A 21,424-nucleotide genomic window follows, 5' to 3' on the forward strand; every position below is an offset into this window, starting at 1 on the left:
CGCATTGCTATTATTCTGGTCGCCGTATTGAGGACGAAGGGCCGCGCCAGATTGGCGCGGCCCTTGTAGGTTTCGGCTTAGGAAGTCAGGCCGAACTTATAAAGCTGCGGCAGGTCCGCAATGTGCTTTTCGACACCGACCATATTGTCGCGGTGGTGACGCATCGCGGTCCGCCAATACGGCTGGATGACCACGCCTTCGTCGATCATGATCGCCTGCAGTTTCGCCATCACCTCGCGGCGCATATCGACATCCGCGATCGAGTTCGCCTCGGCCAGCAGCTTGTCGAACTCTTCGTTGGCAAAACCAGATTCATTCCAAGCGACACCCGACTTATACGCCAGTGCCAGAACCTGCGTGCCCAGCGGGCGGTGGTTCCAGTTGGTCGAGGAATACGGGTACTTGGTCCAGTCGTTCCAGAATGTCGAACCAGGCAGAACCGTGTGCTTTGCCTTGATGCCCGCATCGTTCAACTGAGCCACTACCGCAGCCGTGGTATTGCGACGCCAGTCATCGTCGATCGACTGCACTTCGTGTTCGAAATCGCCCATACCCGCTTCGTCCATCAGCGCCTTTGCGCCTGCCGGATCGTAAGGGATACGCGTCACAGCCGAGTCGTACTCGGGGTGCATCGGGCCGACATGACAGTTGTCGGCAGTGATGCCGTAGCCGGACATGCCAAGTTCAAGGCAGACGGCGTTGTCAACTGCCATGGCAAGGGCCTGACGGACCCTCTTGTCGCCATAGATTTTGTTGCCATCGGCGTCTTCAGCCAGCTGGTTGGGGCGAATGACAATGGTAAAGCCCGATGGGATTTCCGAGCGGACAAGGCCAATACTGTCAAAGATGTCGACAAACTCACCAACCGATTCCCAGTTCATATCGATCTCTTCGGCCTCATAGGCGGCCAAGAAAGCAGCAGGGTCAGTGCCATAATCGATGAATTCGATCCGGTCGATATAGCCGCCTTTACCAGCTTCGTAGCCCCACCAGTCAAAGCCTTCATTGCGGACCAGAACGCCCTTCACGCCGACCTCATGGCTTTCGGGCATCATGAAACCCGTACCAACTGGGTTGGACAGCATATCATTTGCATCAAAGCTGCTGTGTACGATTGCACCCGGATAATCTGCCATGCCGGGGATGATCGTGATATCCGGCGCGTTGCACTTCAGCTTGACTGTATGCGAGTCGACAACGGTGATGGCGCCATCTGCGGCTTTCTGAGTGCTCTCATCCATCAGTGAGGCCATGCGCGAGGCCATCGAGTTCCCTTCCAGAGATCCGTCGCACCAACCTTCGATATTGCGAGCTACGTCTTCGGCAGTGAAATCGTCACCATTGTTCCACTTCACACCTTTGCGGACGTTCAGCGTGTATTCAGTGGCGTCATCATTGGCTTCCCAGCTTTCCAGCAGCATGGGTTTGAACGAGCCGTCATTATTGTATTCGACAAGATATTCCAGCCAGCCAGCCGTGAAGGTTGCGATCTGCGTCCAGTCATATGTGCGCGGGTCTTTCAGTGCGCGCACTTCCATTTGATAGCGGATGGTGCCGCCACGCTGAGGTTCGGCAGCGGCTGCCGGTGACTGCAGGCCAATCATGCCATATGCCGTCGGTACAGCAACGCCCAGCGCGGTTACACGGGCCAGAAATTCACGACGGCTCAGATTGCCCTCACGATATTCCTTGGCGTGCATCTCTGCCGCCCAATGCATCGGCTTTCCGTTGATTGTCTGGTTTTCCATAGATGTCTCCCTGTGACACATAATTTTTTTTTAGATTTCGTGTTTCTGATTGATAGAGCCGGGCACTACAGGGACCGTTTAGTCTCGGTTGGTAGGGCCACGGGCTTGGATTTACGATTTATCAACATCCCCATAGCCGCATTCGGCACCAGTTTTTTCCCTGCGTCAATGTTGGAAATCGTCATAGATGGTACAAAAACGACATCCGGGCAGAAAGTGAGGTTCGGAAAGTTTCAATGTGAAAGGAAACGAGACACGTTGTGACGGATAGATGGATACATATCTATCTCTCACCATGGTGCTGATTAAGGCGTTGTTATTTTGGGCTTTATCGTATCCGGCGGCTGCAACCTTCAACGCGCTGCGTCAAGGTGATGCCAGAACTTCATGCGCGCACGGAACCATGTGCGTTGGCGCTTGGCAAACTGACGTGTCGCGATCGTCGCTTTTTCGCGCGCCTCATCCAGTGTCATGCGGCCGTCCAGGTAGCCCATTAGCTCCGGAACGCCGATCGCTTTACAGGAGGGAAAAGAGGGGTCATAGCGATCGCGCATGGCCTCCACTTCCTCTATAGCTCCTTGGTCCAACATCAGGTCGAACCGTCGGTTGATGCGATCCAGCAGCCAGTCTTTTCTGGCGTCGAAAACAATCGGCACCGTGTTTTGAATATCCAGTATCGGGGCGGGGGTGTCAGCCTGCCAATCCGAAAGGGATCGCCCGGTTGCGTTCTGAACCTCCCAGGCGCGCTGAACACGCGCGCGGTTTTGGGTGTCGATCCTCTGCAGGGTCAGACCGTCCAAACCCGCGATTAGTTCTTGCAACGGCAACTTATCCGCGTGTTCCCGGATTTCCGGCGGGGTTGCGGGGATATCGGCCATCCCCTCGGTCAGAGCTGTGAAATACAGACCGGTCCCTCCGACGATTATCGGACGAGGGCGTTGCGACAGCATCGGCGTGACCTCTCGCAGCCAATGACCAGTCGAATAGGTCTGGTCATAGGCAACATGCCCATACAGACGGTGCGGTGCGCGGGCCTCATCCTCGGGCGAGGGGCGGGCCGAGATAATACGCCAGCAGTCATAGATTTGACTGGCATCGGCGTTGACAATCACGCCTCCGAAACGCTCGGCGATCAACAGCGCCAGCGCCGATTTACCCGAGGCAGTGGGCCCGGCGATCAATACAGGTTTGTCATCGGGAATCGACGGCAATTGCGCCAAAAGCCGGTTCTCAGAGTTGTCGGCCATGACTGGTTGCCCCGTTCCTGACTATCCGCATTGAACCTGCGGAGGTTTTGCTTCATTTTGCGCCGGAAAATAACCCCGTGCCAGCCCGGAGCGCAACATGAGCCTTTCCCCTTCCGTCGAGACCACCGAGACCCCAAAAACAACATATGACCGTGTCATGTTGAAGATTTCCGGCGAGGCGCTGATGGGAGATCAGGGATTCGGACTGCATCCGCCCACCGTTCAGCGCATCGCGCAAGAGGTCAAATCGGTTCATGATCTTGGTGTTGAGATTTGCATGGTCATCGGGGGTGGCAATATCTTCCGTGGTCTGTCTGGATCTGCGCAGGGGATGGAGCGTACGACAGCCGACTACATGGGCATGCTGGCGACTGTCATGAACGCGCTGGCGATGCAATCCGCTCTGGAGGGGGTAGGGGTCTTTACACGTGTAATTTCGGCCATTCGGATGGATGAGGTGTGCGAGCCCTACATTCGCCGCCGTGCTGTTCGTCACCTTGAGAAAAAGCGGGTTTGCATCTTTGCCGCAGGAACCGGGAACCCCTATTTCACCACCGATACCGCTGCGACTCTGCGCGCTAACGAAATGGCGTGTCAGGCGATCTTCATGGGCAAGAACGGTGTGGATGGCGTTTATGACAAAGACCCCAAGGTACACTCGGATGCAGTGCGCTATGATCAGGTTTCCTATGACGATGTTTTGGCCAAGCGGCTGCGCGTGATGGACGCATCGGCCATAGCGTTGGCGCGCGACAACAATCTGCCACTGATCGTTTTCGGTCTGGATGAGCCCGGCGGGTTCCGCGGCATCCTGGCGGGTGAGGGGACTTATACCAAAGTTCAGGGCTAATGCTGATTTGAACAACACTGAGCCGGGCATCTCTGCCCGGCATTTTTGTACTCAAAAAGAAACTAAGCCCCGCGTGGGCCAATGACGTCGTCAGTGCACGCATTGCGTGGCGGCAAAAAATACCATTAACGCAATCACTTGACCCAACCTTCTACCTCTGGCTATCTGGCCGGGTCTGCTGGTGGTGATGGGGCCATCATGGGGGCTGCCGTCGATCCTTACCCGTTCCAAGGACCTGCGGCTAGGCTGGAAGACCTGCCTTGTTTTCGGGGATGTCCGGACTTTGCACGGGCAACGACCCGGACTGTAGTGCATGATAAGGGAGAGAGATGCGATGGGCGCTCTTGATATTGAATTCGTTCGGGCGCAGTTCCCGGCCTTTTCGGAACCCAGCCTTCAAGGACAGGCCTTTTTTGAGAATGCAGGTGGATCCTATACCTGCAAACCTGTGCTTGATCGGTTGAGCCGGTTCTACACCCAGCGAAAGGTTCAGCCCTACGCGCCCTATGAGGCGAGCCGTGTGGGTGGCGCGGAAATGGACGAAGCACGAGCGCGACTTGCCGCGATATTGGGGGTGGAAGCAGATGAGCTGAGCTTTGGCCCTTCGACGACGCAGAACACCTATGTACTGGCTCAGGCATTCCGGCAGTGGATGCAGCCGGGCGAAGCGATTGTCGTGACCAATCAAGACCACGAAGCAAACTCGGGGCCCTGGCGGCGATTGGCCGATGAGGGGATCGAAATTCGGGAATGGAAGATTGATCCGGAGAGTGGGTCTTTGAACCCGCAAGATTTGGAGAATTTGCTGGACGAGAAAGTGCGGCTGGTGTGCTTTCCGCATTGCTCGAATGTTGTTGGGGAAATCAACCCGGTCACCGAAATCACCGCAATCGCCCATGCTGCGGGTGCTTTTGCCTGTGTCGACGGGGTTTCTTACGCACCGCACGGGTTCCCCAATGTCGGTGATCTGGGCCCTGATATCTATCTGTTCTCCGCCTACAAAACCTATGGCCCGCATCAGGGTTGCATGGTTATTCGACGAGCTCTGGGTGAATTGCTGCCCAACCAAGCGCATTATTTTAACGGCGACACTCTTTTCAAGCGGTTCACACCAGCCGGGCCTGACCATGCTCAGATCGCGGCCAGCGCAGGCATGGCGGACTATGTGGACCTGCTTTGTGCCCATCATGGAGGACCGGAAACAGGAGCTTCGGCACGGGGGTCCTTTGTGCATGATCTGATGCGGGAACACGAGGTCGCTCTATTGCAACCTCTACTGGACGCGGTCAAAGACCGGAACGCTCTGCGCCTGATCGGACCGTCTGATGCCAGTCGGCGCGCACCGACGGTAGCGTTAAGTCTGAATAAGAAGGCCGAGCCTGTTGCTGCCGAGCTTTCCAAACACGGTATCATGGCAGGTGGCGGTGATTTCTACGCACATCGCCCTTTGCAAGCGATGGGCGTTGACGCAGAACAAGGGGTCTTGCGCCTTAGCTTTACACACTACACCAGTCGACAGGAAATTGATCAGCTTTTGGAGGCGCTTGACCGCGTTTTGTGATCCAGTTTCTGCGGCGCTTCGTAGTTCGAAGAAAACATGGGGCGGACATGGATTTTGATCATTCTCCGATCATTTTGTGGTTCAGGCGCGATCTTCGGTTAGGAGATCATCCGGCGCTGAGCGCGGCGGTGCAATCAGGTCGACCCATCGTGCCCGTATTTGTTCTAGATCATCAGGTTCAGACTTTGGGTGCCGCGCCGAAATGGCGCCTTGGTCTGGGCCTTGACGCTTTTGCCGGCAGGCTTGAGCAGCTTGGCAGCAAGTTGATACTGCGCCAGGGTCAAGCACTGGATGTTCTTTGTGAACTGGTCAGAGAAACTGGGGCAGGCTCCGTATTCTGGACGCGGGCTTATGATCCGGAGGCGATCAACAGGGATACCCAGATCAAGGCTGCTTTGACCGAACAGGGTATCCAGGCACAGTCTTTTGCTGGCCAACTTTTGTTTGAGCCTTGGACGATCGCCACCAAAACCGGCCAGCCGTTTCGGGTCTTCACTCCGATGTGGCGATCAGTGCAGGGGCGCGAAGTCTCTTTGCCCGAGCCCGCGCCCACGCGGCTTATGACGCCGAAAACCTGGCCTGCGTCCGATCAATTGTCTGATTGGCGACTGGATCGGGATATGCAGCGCGGGGCCGCAGTGGTCCGCCCGTTTGTCCGCCCGGGCGAAAACGCGGCGCTGGACCAGCTGGACGCGTTTCTGGAACGTATTGATCAGTATCGCGAACAGCGGGATCAACTAGATCAATCTGGAACCTCTGATCTTTCAGAATACCTTGCACTGGGCGAGATCGGGCCGCGTACAATCTGGCATCGGGTGCAAATCGCCGACCAAACCGGGGCGCATGGTGGTGAAGGCTATCTGCGTCAGCTTGTGTGGCGTGAGTTCGCATATCACTTAATGTACCACTGGCCGCATCTTCTGAGTGCCAATTGGAAGCCTGAATGGGACGCATTCCCTTGGAATACTGATCCCGACACGCCCGAAGTGCGCGCGTGGCGTCAGGCAAGAACCGGAATTCCGCTTGTCGATGCCGGTCTAAGACAAATGTATGTCACCGGACGCATGCACAATCGGGCTCGAATGATTGTCGCGAGTTATCTGACAAAGCATCTGATGACGCATTGGAAAATCGGCGCAGACTGGTTCGGGGATTGCCTGATCGACTGGGACCCAGCTGCAAATGCGATGGGATGGCAATGGGTGGCCGGTTGCGGCCCTGATGCCGCACCGTATTTCCGTATCTTCAATCCCGACACACAGCGCGAGCGGTTTGATCCAAACTCAGGTTATGTGCGTCGCTGGATTGCCGAGGGCCAATCCGAGCCGCCATCGACCGCGCTGGCCTATTTTGATGCCGTGCCGCGATCATGGGGGCTTTCTCGTGACCAGATGTATCCCGCACCTGTGGTGGGGCTGAAGGAAGGCCGCGCCCGTGCGTTGGGCGCGTATAATGCCGGAAAAGACCAGTAAGGAACTGAAAACTTGCCAGAAACCGAATCCCGTCCTAGCTTTGACCCGCAACCGCAGAGGGGAGAGCGGATGTTCCTGACGAGCACCGAAGGGCAGGAAAACCTGCCGAGATATTTTACACAAGTCTTCAAGATGTTGAAGAGGATGGAGCGCGGCCGACTTGACATCGCGCTGCCCGACGGCCGCATTTTCCGCGCGGATGCGCCCCAACCAGGCCCCGTGGCACATGTGGACATCCACGACCCGGACGTCTTTTCCCGGCTGGTGCGCGAGGGAGAGCTGGGCTTCTCGGACGGCTACCTTGAAGGCGATTGGAGCACACCGGACCTACGCAGTTTCATGGACCTCGTGCATCTGGGAACTGAGACGGTCTACGATGATTTTACCGGACAGTTTCTAGTGCGAGCCTATGAAAGACTGCGGTTCTGGTTGCATCGTAACAACCGGTCGCAGGCGAAAAAGAACATCTCGTATCACTATGATCTCGGCAATGACTTCTATGGCCTGTGGCTGGATGACACGATGACCTATTCCAGCGCCATATTTGAAACGGGTCAGGAAAGCCTCGAAAAGGCGCAAACTGCGAAATATGCCAGCCTGGTGGATGAAATGGGGGCCAAACCGGGGGATCATATCCTTGAGATCGGGTGCGGCTGGGGCGGGTTCGCCGAATATGCCGCGAAAGAGCGTGGGCTGCGCGTCACCGGGCTGACCATTAGCCAAGAGCAGTTGAAGTTTGCTAGAGAGCGAATTGAAAAAGCGGGACTTTCTGATCTCGTGGAGTTCAAGCTACAGGACTACCGCGATGAGCAGGGTCAATATGATGGAATTGCCTCGATCGAGATGTTCGAGGCAGTCGGTCAGAAATACTGGCCCGCATATTTCAACACGGTCCGTGATCGGTTGAAGCCTGGCGCCCATGCCACTTTGCAGATCATCACGGTCGCGGATCATCGCTGGGACATTTACAAGAACGGCGTTGATTTCATTCAGAAATATATCTTTCCCGGCGGGATGCTGCCAGCACCGTCTATCCTTAGAGATCAGATCGATCAGGCGGGGTTGACCGTTGTACGCTCAAAAGAGTTTGGCAAAAGCTACGATCTGACCCTGCGGCGCTGGTACGAGACCTTCAATGCCAAGTGGGATCAGATATCGGAGATGGGGTTTGATGAGCGTTTTCGCCGCATGTGGAATTATTATTTGACCGCATGTGGCGCAGCCTTTGACACCGGTAATTGTGATGTGACACAGATCACGATAGCCAAACCCAGTTGAAGAACGGAAAAATCGAATGCCTACAGCCTCACGTCTCGTCGCCGCGTTGTGTCTGCTGGTGATCGCGTTCCTTGTGACGGGCATGATCATCGACAACGGGGAAGAGGGTAAGGACTATGGTTATTTCACTTACGTGAACATAATCCTGGGTTGGATCTGTGGCTGGGTTGTCATGGGTAAACGTGCTGGCCGTGGCTGGACCGCGGCCGTCAACAACGGTTTGACCGGTGTTGCGGCACTGGTGTTCTGGGGGCTGTTCGTTCAGGGCACCTACGAGATGTTCAGTCAGGCGATGCGCCATCGGTTTGGTGGTCCGTTTGAGGCTCTGCTTGCCATCTTTCAGATCGGGATTGCCTATGGTGAACAGCTTCTGGCACCGGAAATCCTGCTTACGCTGGGTTTTGGTGCTGTTCTCAGCGGGATACTTACCGAAATTGCCTTTCGCCGCTGGCGTTAAATCTGATCTGCCAATTCGGGGCCTCTGCTTTGTCCAATCTGTTTTTCTATGGCACTTTGCGCCATGTCTCTTTGCTGGAACTCGTCATGGGTCGCAGCGCAGGCGATTTATCGGCGATGCAGGCTGTTTTGCCGGATCACGCCGTATACGCGGTTCAAGATCAACCCTTTCCAATGATTGTCACCGAAAAGGGCAGTAAGGCCAGTGGCATTCTGGTGCAGGGCCTAGGTGACGTCGAGCGTAGTCGATTGGCCTTCTATGAAGGCGGTTTCGAATATGAACTGCGCCCGGAGACAATCGTGACTGAGGATGGAAAAGAACATCAGGCCTTGGTGTTCTTTCCGGATACTGACATTTGGAAAAAAGGCGCACCGTGGGATCTTGAAACCTGGATCAGGGATTGGGGTGCGCTTTCGGTGTTCGCGGCAGACGAGGTGATGGCCCATTATGGAAGAGTCGATGCCTCGGACATCGTGCGCAGCTTTCCAGCCATAAGAACACGCGCCTGGGCCAGATTAGCGGCAAGACAACGTGGAGCGGGGGATGAGCGGAGCGTTGCGGATGACGTGATCGTTCATGACCGCAAGCGCGCCTATGTCAACTATTTTGGGATGGATGAAATTGAACTGCAGCATCGTCAGAATAACGGCGAGATGAGTCCGGTGCTGCATCGCAATGGATTGATGCAAGGGTCCGCTGTGGTCGTCCTACCTTATGATCCGGTGCGCGATACGGTGTTGCTGGTAGAGCAATTCCGCGCGCCCGTGTTCCTGATCGACGACCCCGAGCCGTGGATGTGGGAGCCTGTGGCTGGCATGATCGACCCGGGCGAAACACCTCAGCAGGCGGCCACCCGCGAGGCCATGGAAGAAGCGCAGATTTCACTATACCAACTGGAATATGCAGGTGGTGCCTATTCATCCAGCGGATCGTCAACAGAATATGTTTATCTCTATGTCGGTCTTGGGGATCTGACTAGTACGGTTGAAAGCGGTGGCCTCGCTTCCGAAGGTGAGGATATCCGCAGCAGAATTCTGCCGTTTGATGAATTCATGAGCATGGTAGATGCTCATGTTTTCAAGGATCTGCCGCTTCTAACTCTTGCTTATTGGTTGGCGCGGAACCGCGATCGACTGCGCGCTAAGTGATCCCTGCTTGTGATCGCGTCAGGGCACCTGTAAATCTGCTGCAATACCATATGACAAGAGGATGCCATGCGCATTGCACGAGACCTTGCCGACGCTGTCGGTAAAACACCTTTGATCCGGCTGCGTCGCGTCAGCGAAGAAACGGGATGCGAGATTCTCGGCAAGGCCGAATTCATGAACCCGGGTCAGTCCGTCAAAGACCGTGCTGCGTTGTTTATCATCCGCGATGCGATAGCGCGCGGTGATCTGAAACCCGGCGGCACGATTGTTGAGGGCACGGCCGGGAATACCGGCATCGGTCTGGCGCTGGTTGGTGCCTCGATGGGGTTCAAGACGGTGATCGTCATTCCTGAAACCCAATCCGAAGAGAAAAAGGATATGCTCCGCCTGGCGGGGGCTCAGCTTGTGCAGGTGCCTGCGGCGCCGTACCGTAATCCCAACAACTTTGTGCACTATTCGCGCCGTCTGGCCGAACAATTGGCTCAAACCGAACCAAATGGCGCGATTTGGGCCAATCAGTTCGACAATGTCGCCAACCGTCAGGCACATGTGGAAACCACTGGTCCCGAAATCTGGGAGCAGACCGGCGGTAAAGTCGATGGCTTCATCTGTGCCGTTGGATCGGGTGGTACTCTGGCCGGGGTGGCTGAAGCGTTGCAGCCCAAGGGTGTCAAGATCGGTTTGGCTGATCCGATGGGGGCGGGGCTCTATTCCTTCTACACTACGGGTGAGATCGCGATGGAGGGTGGTTCTATCGCAGAAGGTATCGGACAGGTGCGGATTACCAAGAACCTCGAAGGGTTCACCCCTGACCATTCCTGGCAGATTACCGATAGCGAAGCGCTGCCCTATATCTTCGATCTGCTGCGCGAAGAGGGTCTGGTGATGGGCGGGTCAACCGCGATCAACATAGCCGGTGCCGTCCGTTTGGCGAAAGAACTGGGGCCAGGGCACACCATTGTTACGATTTTGTGTGACTACGGCACCCGCTATCAATCCAAACTGTTCAATCCTGAATTCCTGCGTGAAAAGGAACTTCCCGTGCCCGATTGGATGACCGATGCGCCGCGCAGTATTCCTGGCGTGTTTGAGGACGTGTGATGCTGCAACAGGTCCGCCTGTGTCTGGTTCTGGTGCTATTCTGCCTGATTGGGTTGGGCGGGATCGCCTCTGCCCAACTTACTGATCGGCAGAGCGAGTATTATCAGGGCTGGGTCAGCACGGCGGATCGGGCGGAATCTGTTATTCGCGCGAACCGTGCATCCAATGCGGCATTAGAGAATTTGCGTTCGGAAATAAATGAGTATCGCGAAGACTTTAACAAAGCGCGGGGTGCCAACACCGATCGTATTCAGACGCTGGAAAGCCAACTCAAGGCGCTTGGCCCAAAGCCGGCTGAAGGGGAAAGCGAGGCTGAAGACATTGCCAAGCTGCGTGCGCAACTCGAAACACAACTGAACAGTTTGCGTGTTCCCCGCATCATCTCGGAAGAGGCTTTCAGTCGCGCGAATGGGCTGATCAGCGAAATTGATCGGATCGTCCGAGACCGACAAAAGAAAGAGATGCTGAAACGCGGGCCGTCGCCGCTCAACCCCGTCTATTGGGGACCAGCCTGGGTCGACATCAAAGAGGCGACGCACAGTCTTATTAACGAAACCATCGAAAACTTGCGCTCTGATGTGGTGCGTGAACAAATCCGCGAGCGCGGTCTTGGCATTCTCGTGCTGTTGGTTGTTTCAGCAGTTCTATTGCTGTTTGGGCGCAAATGGTCCGAGAAAGGCGGCGAATATCTCCGCTCGCTAGGAGGTAGCGGCAGCGGGGTCTGGACCTTTATTGTCTCGCTGTTGCGCATTCTATTGCCTTGGTTGGGCGTGTTGGCGTTGGTCACCGCCGTCGTGCTAACTGGCGTGCTGGGCCTGCGCGGTACACTTTTGTTCCAGCAAATCCCCTATTGGGCCGCGATTATCTTCTATTTTGATTGGATCGGCCGGCAGGTCTATCTGATGGGAGCGGCGCAGAACTTCCAAAGACTGTCCGCAGGCAAAATCAGAGAATTGCGGGTTTATATAGACCTGTTGGCGGTCATGCTTATTTTGCACGAGCTGGCGCAATTGTTCGAGCAGATCGAGAATATCTCTGACGCGACCCGCGCCGTTGTTGGCTTCCCGATCGTTGTGGTGTCTGCCCTTCTTCTGCTGCGTGTGCGTCAGGTCCGCCAATCAGAGCCTCAGCAAGAACAGACGGACCAGGAAGCTACCCGCCGTGGCGCAGGGTTCAGCCAATTGGTCGAGTTCCTGCGGCGCGCCTTGTTCATGCTTGGGATTGCGACTCCAATCCTGGGGGCTTTCGGATACATTAACGCTGCCGAAGCTATCGTATTTCCTGCCATCAAAACGCTGGTTCTGATTGCAGCTCTAGTGATCGTGCAGCGATTTATTGGTACGGTATATGGCTGGCTTTCGGGGCAGGGCGACGCCGCGCGCGATTCACTGTTTTCGGTTCTGGTCGGGTTCGCGCTTGCCATTCTGGCGTTGCCGATATTGGCGCTTTACTGGGGCGCGCGCCAGACGGACTTGCTTGAAGCTTGGTCGCGATTGTTGCTGGGGTTCGATATTGGCGGGGTTACGATTTCACCCAGTAACTTCCTGACTTTCGTTGCCATTTTCGCCATTGGATATACGCTGACCCGTTTGCTGCAAAGCGGGCTGCGCAATTCACTGCTGCCGAAGACCAGCATTGATCCCGGCGGGCAGAATGCCATCGTGTCGGGTACCGGATATGTCGGAATTTTTCTGGCGGCACTGATCGCCATCATGGTTGCCGGTTTTGACCTGTCCTCGCTTGCGATCGTGGCGGGTGCTTTGTCGGTCGGCATCGGTTTCGGTCTTCAGACCATTGTATCGAACTTTGTCTCAGGGATCATCCTGCTGGTTGAGCGCCCTATCTCCAAAGGTGACTGGATCGATGTGAACGGGATGATGGGATATGTGCGCGATATCTCAGTCCGGTCGACGCGGATCGAGACGTTCGACCGGACGGATGTGATCGTTCCAAACTCGGACCTGATCAGTGGGGTGGTTACGAATTACACCCGGGGCAATACGATTGGCCGAGTGATCGTGCCTGTAGGCGTCGCCTATGGTACCGATACCCGCAAGGTCGAAACTATTCTGGGCGAGATCGCAAACGGGCACCCGATGGTTCTGGCCAATCCCGCGCCCAGCGTAGTGTTCCAGGGCTTCGGTGCAGACTCGTTGGATTTCGAAATCCGCGCAATCCTGCGGGATGTGAATTGGGTGCTGTCTGTCAAATCCGACATGAACCACGAGATCAATCGCCGGTTCGTTGAGGAAGGCATCGAGATCCCGTTTGCGCAGCGTGACCTGTGGCTCCGTAACCCTGAGGTGCTGACGGGTCAGTCCGATCCGTCCAATGATGCTTCTGCCGTGGATGACGACCTATCACCCCATGCGCCATCGACAAAACCAGTGGACATGACAGCAGACGATCTGGACGCGGCAGGGGATCAGGACGGCGAGGGCGACAACCACTGAGCGTGATGCGATCGGCATTTTCCCGCAAATGGTTATCGGACTGTTTCATTTTGATGTAGTCTAAAGTCATTTGCAGGAGGAATTTTGATGGTTACATTTTCACACAGCCTCGCGCGTATTGCCGTCTGGAATCTGGCTGGCTTCAATCCAGTAAACACAAGTCTGGGTATTCCGGCCAGCAGTGACCGGGTCACCCATCAAATCGAAGGGCTGGCCCTGCTGGACGCCGAACTGATCACTCTGGTCGAGGTCAGCCCCATCGAACATATCGATCGGTTGGCCTTGGGTCTGGCCGATAAGGGGCTGGACTATCAGGTCAAGATCCTGCCGCAGCCCAACGGCAATATCCATATCGGGTTTCTGCACAAACCGGGGGTCTCGGTGACAGGTTTGCAGCTGATCGACGGCTCGGAAGGTGACGATCCCGGCGGACGTCAGGCCCTGATCGCCGATGTCGAGGTCGGCAAATTCAAGGCCAAGCTGATCGCTGTGCATCTTAAATCCGGACGAGACCGGCCCGAGCAGCAGATACGTGACAGCCAATGCAGGATTATCGGAGACAAGATCGCCGAGATCCGCTCGACCCCCGGTCTGACACAGCGCACGATCCTTCTGATGGGTGATTTCAACATGATCCCCGGTCAGGACGTCAGCAATTTCCACCATCTTGGTGGGGATGACATGATGGACTTTGTTTCGTGCTGGGATCTACAAGACCGATTTTCGCATATTCTGGATAGGGGTCGCGCCAATTTACTGGACGGTTTTGCCGTATCACGCACTTATTCCACCGATTATATCCGCGGCAGCTTGCGACTGTTTCCTATGCACTGGACCATGAATATGGGGCGCGAGGCGTTCAAGGATGAGGTGTCGGATCATCTGCCATTTGTCGCCAGCTTTCGTATTTTCTGACCCGTCCATTTTTGCGAAAGGGGCCTTGCGCTCGGTTCAGAAATTCGCATAAGTCACCTCTACCGGAGAGGTGGCCGAGTGGTCGAAGGCGCACGCCTGGAAAGTGTGTAGGCGGGAAACCGTCTCCAGGGTTCGAATCCCTGTCTCTCCGCCATATGCCCTATGTAATCTGAGTTGCCTTGCGGTCTATGCGAGACTGTTTTGTGCAGGGCTTTCAATGTGAAGTGTCGTGCACAATGCACCGGATTGATGAGATTTGACTCAATCTGACAACAAGGCGATGACTTGATCGGTTTCGGGTCTTCGTCGCGATGCCACTGGCACTTGAACAGCTAGAGCACGCCCTGTCGCGCAGGATTGCGCGTGGGCCGTTACGAGTGCACCAGATTTCAATGGCTCTTCGAGTAAGCATAGGTGCCCCATTAGCACGCCAGCTGCGGCCTTGGCCTCTTCCACGGCAAGGCTGTAAAGCGAAAACTGCGGGCCAGTTTTGACATCTGGGACCTCACAACCTGTGCTTCGCGACCATGTGGACCAATCGCTGCTCCAAGTCTGATCGTGCAACAAGGGAGTGCCTTGAAACCCGTTGTTGCCGGTTAACTGATCCAGCAGAGCAGGGGCGCAAACCGGTTGGGTTTCATCCTCGCACAGCACAATTTGGTCAGGTGCTTCGTCCAAGGTCGCGAAGAAGATCGCCAAATCGAACATCTCACGCGAAAGGCTGGGTGGTGTTTCCAGCGCCGTGACCGAAAAATTGATATGTGGAAAACACTCTCTGATCCGGCGTAATCGTTTGGGCAACCAGAGTTGGGCAACAGCAGGCAAGGCGGCGATGTGAAAATCGGCATTTGGCTTGAGGTTCCGAAGGGCCCGAGCGGCATCGCCCATCTGATCAAAGGCTGTGGTGAAGACCGCGACAAGTGATTGACCTTGGGGCGTCAGTTCCACCCCTTGGGCGTTGCGGCGAAACAGCGGCGCACCTGCCCAACCCTCCAGCGCCTTTACATGTTGTGAGATCGCACCCGGAGAAACGTTCAGCTCTTCCGCCGCCGCGACAAAGCTGACGTGACGCGCCGCGGCCTCGAACGCCCTCATTGCATTCAGCGGAGGTCCCTTGGGGCGTTTGGGGGAGACACTCATTGATCTAGCCTTAGTTTTTCTACGCCAAGAAATAACAATTCTGCTTTGCGGTGTCACGCGAAAGCCGCCAAACTGCAAAAAACAGGAGGATGTCAGATGACACTTGTACAAAGAGATTGGGTGCCTGCCGCAAGCGAAACTCTGATCCAGGACATCGCGACAAAGGCCGCATCGTTGTCGTCTGGCGATCTTCTGGCCCGGATCGAGCATCTGGCGGACGAAAACCGCCGCATTCACGAAAAAGAGTGCTTTAACCTCAACCCGGCGACAAATGTCATGAACCCGAGGGCCGAGGCGCTATTGTCTTCGGGCATTGGATCCAGACCATCGCTGGGATACCCCGGTGACAAATATGAAATGGGACTGGAGGCGATCGAAGAGATCGAAGTTATCGCCGCAGAACTATGTGCCGATGTCTTTGATGCGCAGTTCGCCGAGGTTCGCGTGCCCTCGGGGGCCATTGCCAACCTCTATGGCTTTATGGCGACCTGCAAACCCGGAGATACGATCATCGCTCCGCCCGCGTCGATTGGTGGCCACGTGACGCACCACCTGGCGGGGTGTGCCGGTCTGTTTGGTCTGCGCACTATTGAGGCCCCCGTCAACGCAGATGGGTATACCGTTGATCTGGACCGGTTGAGAGCATTGGCGAAAGCCGAACGCCCCAAGCTAATCACGATAGGCGGCAGTCTGAACCTGTTTGAGCATCCTGTGGCCGAAGTGCGTGCCATAGCGGATGAAATCGGCGCAAAGGTCATGTTCGACGCCGCCCACCAGTGCGGGATCATCGCCGGGCATGCGTGGTCCAACCCGCTGAAGGAGGGTGCGCATTTCATGACCATGAGTACCTACAAAAGCCTTGGCGGACCGGCCGGGGGGCTGATTGTGTCAAACGATGCGGAAATCGCCAAGGCGCTGGATACAATTGCTTTCCCCGGCATGACAGCCAACTTTGATGCAGCCAAAACGGCTGCACTTGCCGTCACCATGCTGGATTGGAAAGAGTTCGGATCAGCCTATGCAGATGAAATGATTGCGATGTCCAAAGCACTTGCTGCCGCGTTGGATGCGCAAGGTGTTCCGGTCTTCGCGGGTGGAGAGGGTTTCACCAATTCTCATCAATTCGCGGTACTGGCAGCGCCGTATGGTGGGGGTCAGACTGCCTCCAAACTGCTTCGAAAATCCGGGTTTCTGGCATGTGGCATCGGATTGCCAGTTGAGCCGGTGGAAGGCGACATGAATGGCCTACGGATCGGCACGCCCGAGCTGGTCCGGTGGGGTATGACAGCAGGAGATGCAGAGCGTCTGGCAGAACTGATCCGACGTGGCTTGGGCGGTGAATCCGTTCTATCCGAGGTATCTGGATGGCGCAGTGAGTTCGATAGGTTGCATTTTGTGATTTGAACCAGTTGCGGCCAATCAGGGCTCAGGCCCTGATTGGTCGCTCGATCAGAAACGCGGTTTAGCCGTTATCCGCTTCTTTCAGACCTTCGATCTGAAGGTCGAAACCTTCCTGAATGTGGCTGGTGAAAGTTTCCAGCGCTTCGGTGACATCACCCGTCGCAATCGCGTCAACGAGCGTCAGGTGGTTTCCGAGCGATTTGGAGATATCGACGTTTTCAATCGCCGAAAACAGATGGAACGCCATTGCTTTGCCCCAAATCATATCGAACATGTCGATCAGAAATTTGTTGCCCGCCTCAACCATGAAGGCACGGTGAATGCGCCGGTTTGCGATAAAGTAGTCTCGGGTCGTCGGCTGACTCAGATCTTCTTCGCGACGAATGAGTTCACGCAATCGATCCAGCACCTCTGGTTCAGCGTGTACCGCAAGTATGCGCGCGGCTTGTCCTTCGATGGCTGCACGTGCCTGGTATAGTTGCCGCACCTCGGTCTGGTCCATGCGCGCCAGTCGAAATCCGCCGCTGGCGGCCACTTCCAACACGCCTTCAGTCTCCAACCGCATGAGCGCTTCGCGTACAGGCGTCCTGCTGATGTTCAACTCGGCGGCCAACTTTTCCTGCACTAGCCGATCTTCACCGGTGATCTCGCGACTCATGATGGCTTCGACCAGTTGGTCATAGACCTCGTCCGCCAGGCGTCTGCGCTGTGTTTTGATTTGTTTCAGAGCCACTCGGAGCCTCTCTTTCTGTCCTTCATGAATTCTGTATTCAATAAAACAACTGCTGCCAAGGCGAATGGGGTTGCTATTGTTCGTGTACTGTATACAGTATACAGGAAAGAATGAACAGGGAGCTCTTCATGTGTGGAATTGCTGGTAGAATACTGGCCGCGCCCGGGAAGGTTGGGGCGGATCTTGTTGACCTGATGGATGCGCAGGAACATCGAGGCGCCGACAGCACTGGCTTCGCCGTTTATGGTTTGCCACGAGAAACGGGATACGTTTTACGCGGAATGGGATTCGACAAGTCTCAACAGGATGCGGATCTCTCCGCGTTTGAAACGATATTGCGTGAACACGGAAGCAGCTTTCTGTCTGACCCCCAAATCGTAACGGACCAAAGTCGTCACTATTGCTTTCGGATGGAAATTTCAGACCCAAGGAATCTTCAAGCCTGGGTCGCGGACGCGGATGAGCTGACAGACCGCATTGAAGTTCAATCCTGCGGCCGCAGTCTTGAGATCATCAAGGATATTGGTGGTGCCGAAGCCGTGGCAGAAAAGCACGGCGTTCGCGATATGATAGGAACACATGGGCTGGGGCATGCACGGCTTGCTACGGAAAGTTCGGTATTGCCTAACGCATCGCATCCGTTCTGGGCGCGCCCATTTTCGGATGTCGCGATCGTACATAACGGGCAGATCACCGATTACTTCACCTGGCGCGATAAGCTGACCCGAATGGGTTATCGGTTCTTGACTGAGAATGACAGCGAGTTGATTGCCGTCTGGGTCAGCGACCAGATGAAGGCGGGCCTGACCATGGAGCAGGCGCTAAAGAAGTCCATTACCTCTATCGATGGTGTGTTTACCTACATGATCGCAACGCCAAACGGGATTGGGTTTGCCAAAGACCGATTTGCAATGAAGCCTCTGGTCGTCGTCAACCGCAATGGCGATCTGGCGGCTGCGACCGAAGAACAAGCGGTCCGCCGGGTGATGACCGAGGAATGCGATGTGATCAACTACGACGGCCCGTCGCTGACCGGTATCTGGGGCGTCGGAAACCGGAGTTTGGCGGCATGAATGAGGTGGCTGTAAAGATGGATGAGATCGTCATCGAAGTCGGCAAGCGACATATCCGCGAGGTCAATCGTGAGATAATGGAAGCCTGCACAATGGGTCGGCCGATCCGCGTGGTAGATACGCTGTCTCGTCATAATTTGGGCGTGGGTCTGCCAGACAATGTGGATATCACTTTCGAGGGGTCGGTTGGTTATTACTGCGGCGGTCTCAATACCGGGGCGAAAATCACTATCGAACGCAACTGCGGCTGGGCCGTTGGCGAAGGTATGGCCAAAGGGCACATCACTGTCGGTGGCTATGCCGGTATGTCCTGTGGTGCTGCGATGATCGGCGGCACGATCCATGTCAAAGGCGATGCGGGGCCACGGGTGGGCGTTGCGATGAAAGGTGGAAACATCGTCGTCGAAGGAAAGATTGGCTATCAGTCCGGCTTCATGGCGCATTCCGGTCGGATAATAGCGCTTGGCGGTGCGGGTGAATCCTGTGCTGATGCGCTCTGGGAAGGCGAAGTCTGGGTAGCTGGCGAGGTCGACAGCCTGGGTGTGGATGTCGACGTGATCGAACCGACTGCTGAAGAAGTGGCCGAGGTCGATGCGATCCTCGACCCGCTCGGGCTTGTCGACAGTTCGCGAAATTGGCGCAAAATGGTTTCGGGCCAGCGTCTTTGGTATTTTGAAAGCAGGGACGCAAGCGCATGGCTCATGATCTGAGTAAACCTTACGAATATCCGTTCGACGTTGCCTCGGAAGAGGAAATCAGGTTCCGCGATGCGGGAGCGATCGACGGCCGCCCGGCTGGCGTTCCTTCGTCGTATGACGAAGGAGGTTCGACCCGCTGGACACCCGAGGCGATCTCGGAAGTTCACGCGCTGGCGCAGCTTGGGCGCTATCAGGTACGTGGATACAACACGTTCAACAAGCAATTGCCGACTTTTGATGATCTGACATTCGTTCCTGCAACGATGACCCGTCTGCCGCTGGAAGGCTATCGCGAGAATTGCGATACGACGACCGTTCTGGGTGGAGGGCGCGGCCTTGTGGAGCGCCCGCTTGAATTGAAGATCCCGATCTACATCGCTTCAATGTCCTTTGGTGCTTTGTCGGCATCGGCCAAGGCATCGCTGGGTTATGGGGCCTCGAAAGTAGGAACCATGACTTGCACGGGTGAGGGTGGCATGCTGGAAGAGGAGCGCGAAGCCTCCCAACGCCTGCTCTATCAGATGTCACCCGCGCGGTATGGTGTGGATCTGGATCATCTGCGCCGCGCGGATGCCTTGGAACTTGTCGTGGGGCAGGGTGCGAAACCCGGAACCGGGGGTCTGTTGCTGGGCATGAAGGTCAGCCCGCGCGTCAGCCAGATGCGAACTTTGCCCGAAGGTGTGGATCAGCGATCTACGATCCGCCATCCCGATTTTCTCGGCGCTGATGATTTGGCAGTGAAGATTGAGGAATTGCGCATCGCCACCAACTATCAGGTGCCGATCTTCATCAAGATGGGTGCGACACGTCCCCGGTTTGACGTGGCAGTTGCCGCCAAAGCGGGTGCCGATGTTGTAGTAGTTGATGGTGCCGAAGGTGGCACCGGTGCGTCTCCGGAGCTGTTGTTAAACCATACCGGTATCCCAACGATGAGCGCTATTCGCGCTGCGCGTGAAGCATTGGACGAATGCGGCATGACCGGCAAAGTCTCTCTCGTGGCTGCCGGTGGCATTCGGTCCGGTGTGGACGCGGCGAAGTGTCTGGCCCTCGGTGCTGACGCTGTGATGATCGGCAACGCGGCCATGGTTGCGCTAGGGTGCAACAGTCCGCGCTATCTCGAAGATTACGCGGCGTTGGGAACCTCGCCGGGCGCCTGCCACCATTGTCACACAGGTCGCTGCCCGGTCGGGATTGCGACGCAGGATGAAAGTCTCGAAGCTCGTATGAACCCGAATGCAGGCGCAGAGCGCATTGCGCGCTATTTGACGGCCATGACCATGGAGATTACAGCGCTAGCGAAAGCCTGCGGAAAGTCCTCGGTACACAACCTGGAAACTGAAGACCTGCGCGCGCTTAGTTTTCAAGCGTCAGCTTTTACAGGGGTGAAAATGGCTGGAATTGACAGGGCTTACGACTGGTGAAAATCGCAGTTCTTGAGTTGACTAGCCATCCGCTGCCATTGTTGGAGGGAATGCCGCGGACTTCACAGCAGATTCGGGAGTGGATCGCCCCACACCTACCGGAAGCCGAGTTCGTAGTAATCGGGGTTGTTGATGGAGAACCGCTCCCGGACGAGAGCGATTTCGACGGTGCTATAGTCGGCGGATCTGAATTTGGCGTTTATGATGACACGGATTGGATGCAGCCGCTACGTGCCTTCCTGGACCGTTGTCGAGAAATCCGAAAACCAGTCTTTGGTATCTGTTTCGGTCATCAGATCATGGCTGACGTCTATGGTGGTCAGGCCGAGAAAGCCGAGGTAGGCAATGTCGTTGGCGCACGGCCCTTCGACTATGGCGGAGATAGCGTGGATGCATATGTCTGGCATCAGGATCAGGTAACAAGCATTCCGGACTCGGCTCGGGTGACCGGATCAGCGGGCCACTGTCCAGTTGGTGCACTGGATTATGATTTTCCTGCCCGCTCTGTTCAGTTTCATCCCGAATACAAGGCGCATCATTTGCGCGATCTGTTCACCAGAGGTCGAGAGGTGCTTTTGTCAGCTACGGAGGCGGATGATGGGATGTCCTCGATCAACGCGGCAAAGGTGCCGGACGATATTGCAGCGCTTCAAGCAGTAGAGCTTTTTCGCGGTGCATACGTCCCTGAACAATAAGCGTTTGAGCGAACGGCTCTTGATCCTAATCAA

Annotated in this window: 18 protein-coding genes and 1 tRNA gene; 15 read left to right on the forward strand and 4 right to left on the reverse strand. The window is 55.9% G+C overall.

Annotated features, from left to right (window positions below; translation table 11 throughout):
• Positions 1–77: 77 nt before the first annotated feature.
• Entirely contained in the window at positions 78–1,748 is a 1,671-nt protein-coding gene (locus ACR0KC_RS01265) for an ABC transporter substrate-binding protein (RefSeq protein WP_170393298.1), read from the reverse strand.
• Positions 1,749–2,101: 353 nt separating this feature from the next.
• Complete coding sequence (miaA, locus tag ACR0KC_RS01270) at positions 2,102–2,995, reverse strand: tRNA (adenosine(37)-N6)-dimethylallyltransferase MiaA (protein ID WP_480569397.1); 894 nt, start codon at positions 2,993–2,995, stop codon at positions 2,102–2,104.
• Between the two features lie 97 nt (positions 2,996–3,092).
• Between miaA and pyrH the strand changes: the two genes are divergently transcribed.
• From pyrH to ACR0KC_RS01320, 10 genes are all read left to right on the forward strand, one after another.
• Entirely contained in the window at positions 3,093–3,845 is a 753-nt protein-coding gene (pyrH, locus tag ACR0KC_RS01275; protein ID WP_170405311.1) for a UMP kinase, read from the forward strand.
• A 334-nt stretch (positions 3,846–4,179) separates the two neighbouring features.
• Positions 4,180–5,406 (forward strand): aminotransferase class V-fold PLP-dependent enzyme, encoded by a 1,227-nt coding sequence (locus tag ACR0KC_RS01280; protein ID WP_480704630.1) that lies wholly within the window; start codon positions 4,180–4,182, stop codon positions 5,404–5,406.
• 47 nt (positions 5,407–5,453) lie between these two features.
• Complete coding sequence (locus ACR0KC_RS01285; RefSeq protein WP_480704632.1) at positions 5,454–6,878, forward strand: cryptochrome/photolyase family protein; 1,425 nt, start codon at positions 5,454–5,456, stop codon at positions 6,876–6,878.
• Positions 6,879–6,947: 69 nt separating this feature from the next.
• On the forward strand, positions 6,948–8,156 hold the full coding sequence (locus tag ACR0KC_RS01290) for an SAM-dependent methyltransferase (protein WP_170393292.1): 1,209 nt from the start codon (positions 6,948–6,950) through the stop codon (positions 8,154–8,156).
• Between the two features lie 16 nt (positions 8,157–8,172).
• Positions 8,173–8,613, forward strand: coding sequence for a TrgA family protein (locus ACR0KC_RS01295; RefSeq protein WP_480704634.1), 441 nt, complete (start codon positions 8,173–8,175; stop codon positions 8,611–8,613).
• 29 nt (positions 8,614–8,642) lie between these two features.
• The gene (locus tag ACR0KC_RS01300; RefSeq protein ID WP_480704636.1) at positions 8,643–9,761 is read left to right on the forward strand and encodes an NUDIX domain-containing protein; all 1,119 of its coding nucleotides are present in this window, start codon (positions 8,643–8,645) and stop codon (positions 9,759–9,761) included.
• A 66-nt stretch (positions 9,762–9,827) separates the two neighbouring features.
• The gene (locus tag ACR0KC_RS01305) at positions 9,828–10,862 is read left to right on the forward strand and encodes a cysteine synthase A (RefSeq protein ID WP_170393289.1); all 1,035 of its coding nucleotides are present in this window, start codon (positions 9,828–9,830) and stop codon (positions 10,860–10,862) included.
• Positions 10,862–13,315: a DUF3772 domain-containing protein gene (locus tag ACR0KC_RS01310; protein WP_170393288.1), complete on the forward strand. Its 2,454-nt coding sequence runs from the start codon at positions 10,862–10,864 to the stop codon at positions 13,313–13,315. Before ACR0KC_RS01305 ends, ACR0KC_RS01310 begins: the two co-directional genes overlap by 1 nt.
• An 87-nt stretch (positions 13,316–13,402) precedes the next feature.
• A complete protein-coding gene (locus tag ACR0KC_RS01315) occupies positions 13,403–14,230 on the forward strand; it encodes an exonuclease/endonuclease/phosphatase family protein (protein ID WP_170393287.1) in 828 nt (275 codons plus the stop codon).
• A gap of 64 nt (positions 14,231–14,294) precedes the next feature.
• Positions 14,295–14,384: transfer RNA gene (locus tag ACR0KC_RS01320), tRNA-Ser, on the forward strand.
• A 107-nt stretch (positions 14,385–14,491) separates the two neighbouring features.
• On the opposite strand, the gene ACR0KC_RS01325 is transcribed toward ACR0KC_RS01320, so the two are convergent.
• A complete protein-coding gene (locus tag ACR0KC_RS01325) occupies positions 14,492–15,370 on the reverse strand; it encodes a LysR family transcriptional regulator (RefSeq protein WP_170393286.1) in 879 nt (292 codons plus the stop codon).
• Positions 15,371–15,466: 96 nt separating this feature from the next.
• On the opposite strand from ACR0KC_RS01325, the gene ACR0KC_RS01330 reads away from it, so the two are divergent.
• The gene (locus ACR0KC_RS01330) at positions 15,467–16,774 is read left to right on the forward strand and encodes an aminotransferase class I/II-fold pyridoxal phosphate-dependent enzyme (protein ID WP_480771389.1); all 1,308 of its coding nucleotides are present in this window, start codon (positions 15,467–15,469) and stop codon (positions 16,772–16,774) included.
• A gap of 58 nt (positions 16,775–16,832) precedes the next feature.
• Here ACR0KC_RS01330 and ACR0KC_RS01335 read toward each other — a convergent pair whose 3' ends face one another.
• The gene (locus tag ACR0KC_RS01335) at positions 16,833–17,504 is read right to left on the reverse strand and encodes a GntR family transcriptional regulator (protein ID WP_170405336.1); all 672 of its coding nucleotides are present in this window, start codon (positions 17,502–17,504) and stop codon (positions 16,833–16,835) included.
• Positions 17,505–17,632: 128 nt separating this feature from the next.
• Here ACR0KC_RS01335 and ACR0KC_RS01340 point away from each other — a divergent pair, with 128 nt between their 5' ends.
• The 4 genes from ACR0KC_RS01340 to ACR0KC_RS01355 are packed head-to-tail and all read left to right on the forward strand — an operon-like array spanning position 17,633 to position 21,391.
• On the forward strand, positions 17,633–18,577 hold the full coding sequence (locus ACR0KC_RS01340; RefSeq protein ID WP_170421277.1) for a class II glutamine amidotransferase domain-containing protein: 945 nt from the start codon (positions 17,633–17,635) through the stop codon (positions 18,575–18,577).
• Positions 18,574–19,287: a GltB/FmdC/FwdC-like GXGXG domain-containing protein gene (locus tag ACR0KC_RS01345; protein ID WP_480771390.1), complete on the forward strand. Its 714-nt coding sequence runs from the start codon at positions 18,574–18,576 to the stop codon at positions 19,285–19,287. The genes ACR0KC_RS01340 and ACR0KC_RS01345 overlap by 4 nt, the downstream gene beginning before the upstream one ends.
• Complete coding sequence (locus ACR0KC_RS01350) at positions 19,272–20,696, forward strand: FMN-binding glutamate synthase family protein (RefSeq protein WP_480771391.1); 1,425 nt, start codon at positions 19,272–19,274, stop codon at positions 20,694–20,696. Before ACR0KC_RS01345 ends, ACR0KC_RS01350 begins: the two co-directional genes overlap by 16 nt.
• Positions 20,697–20,746: 50 nt before the next feature.
• Positions 20,747–21,391 (forward strand): type 1 glutamine amidotransferase, encoded by a 645-nt coding sequence (locus tag ACR0KC_RS01355; RefSeq protein ID WP_480771392.1) that lies wholly within the window; start codon positions 20,747–20,749, stop codon positions 21,389–21,391.
• Positions 21,392–21,424 lie beyond the last annotated feature (33 nt).

It is taken from the genome of Ruegeria sp. CF3, from assembly GCF_056537365.1.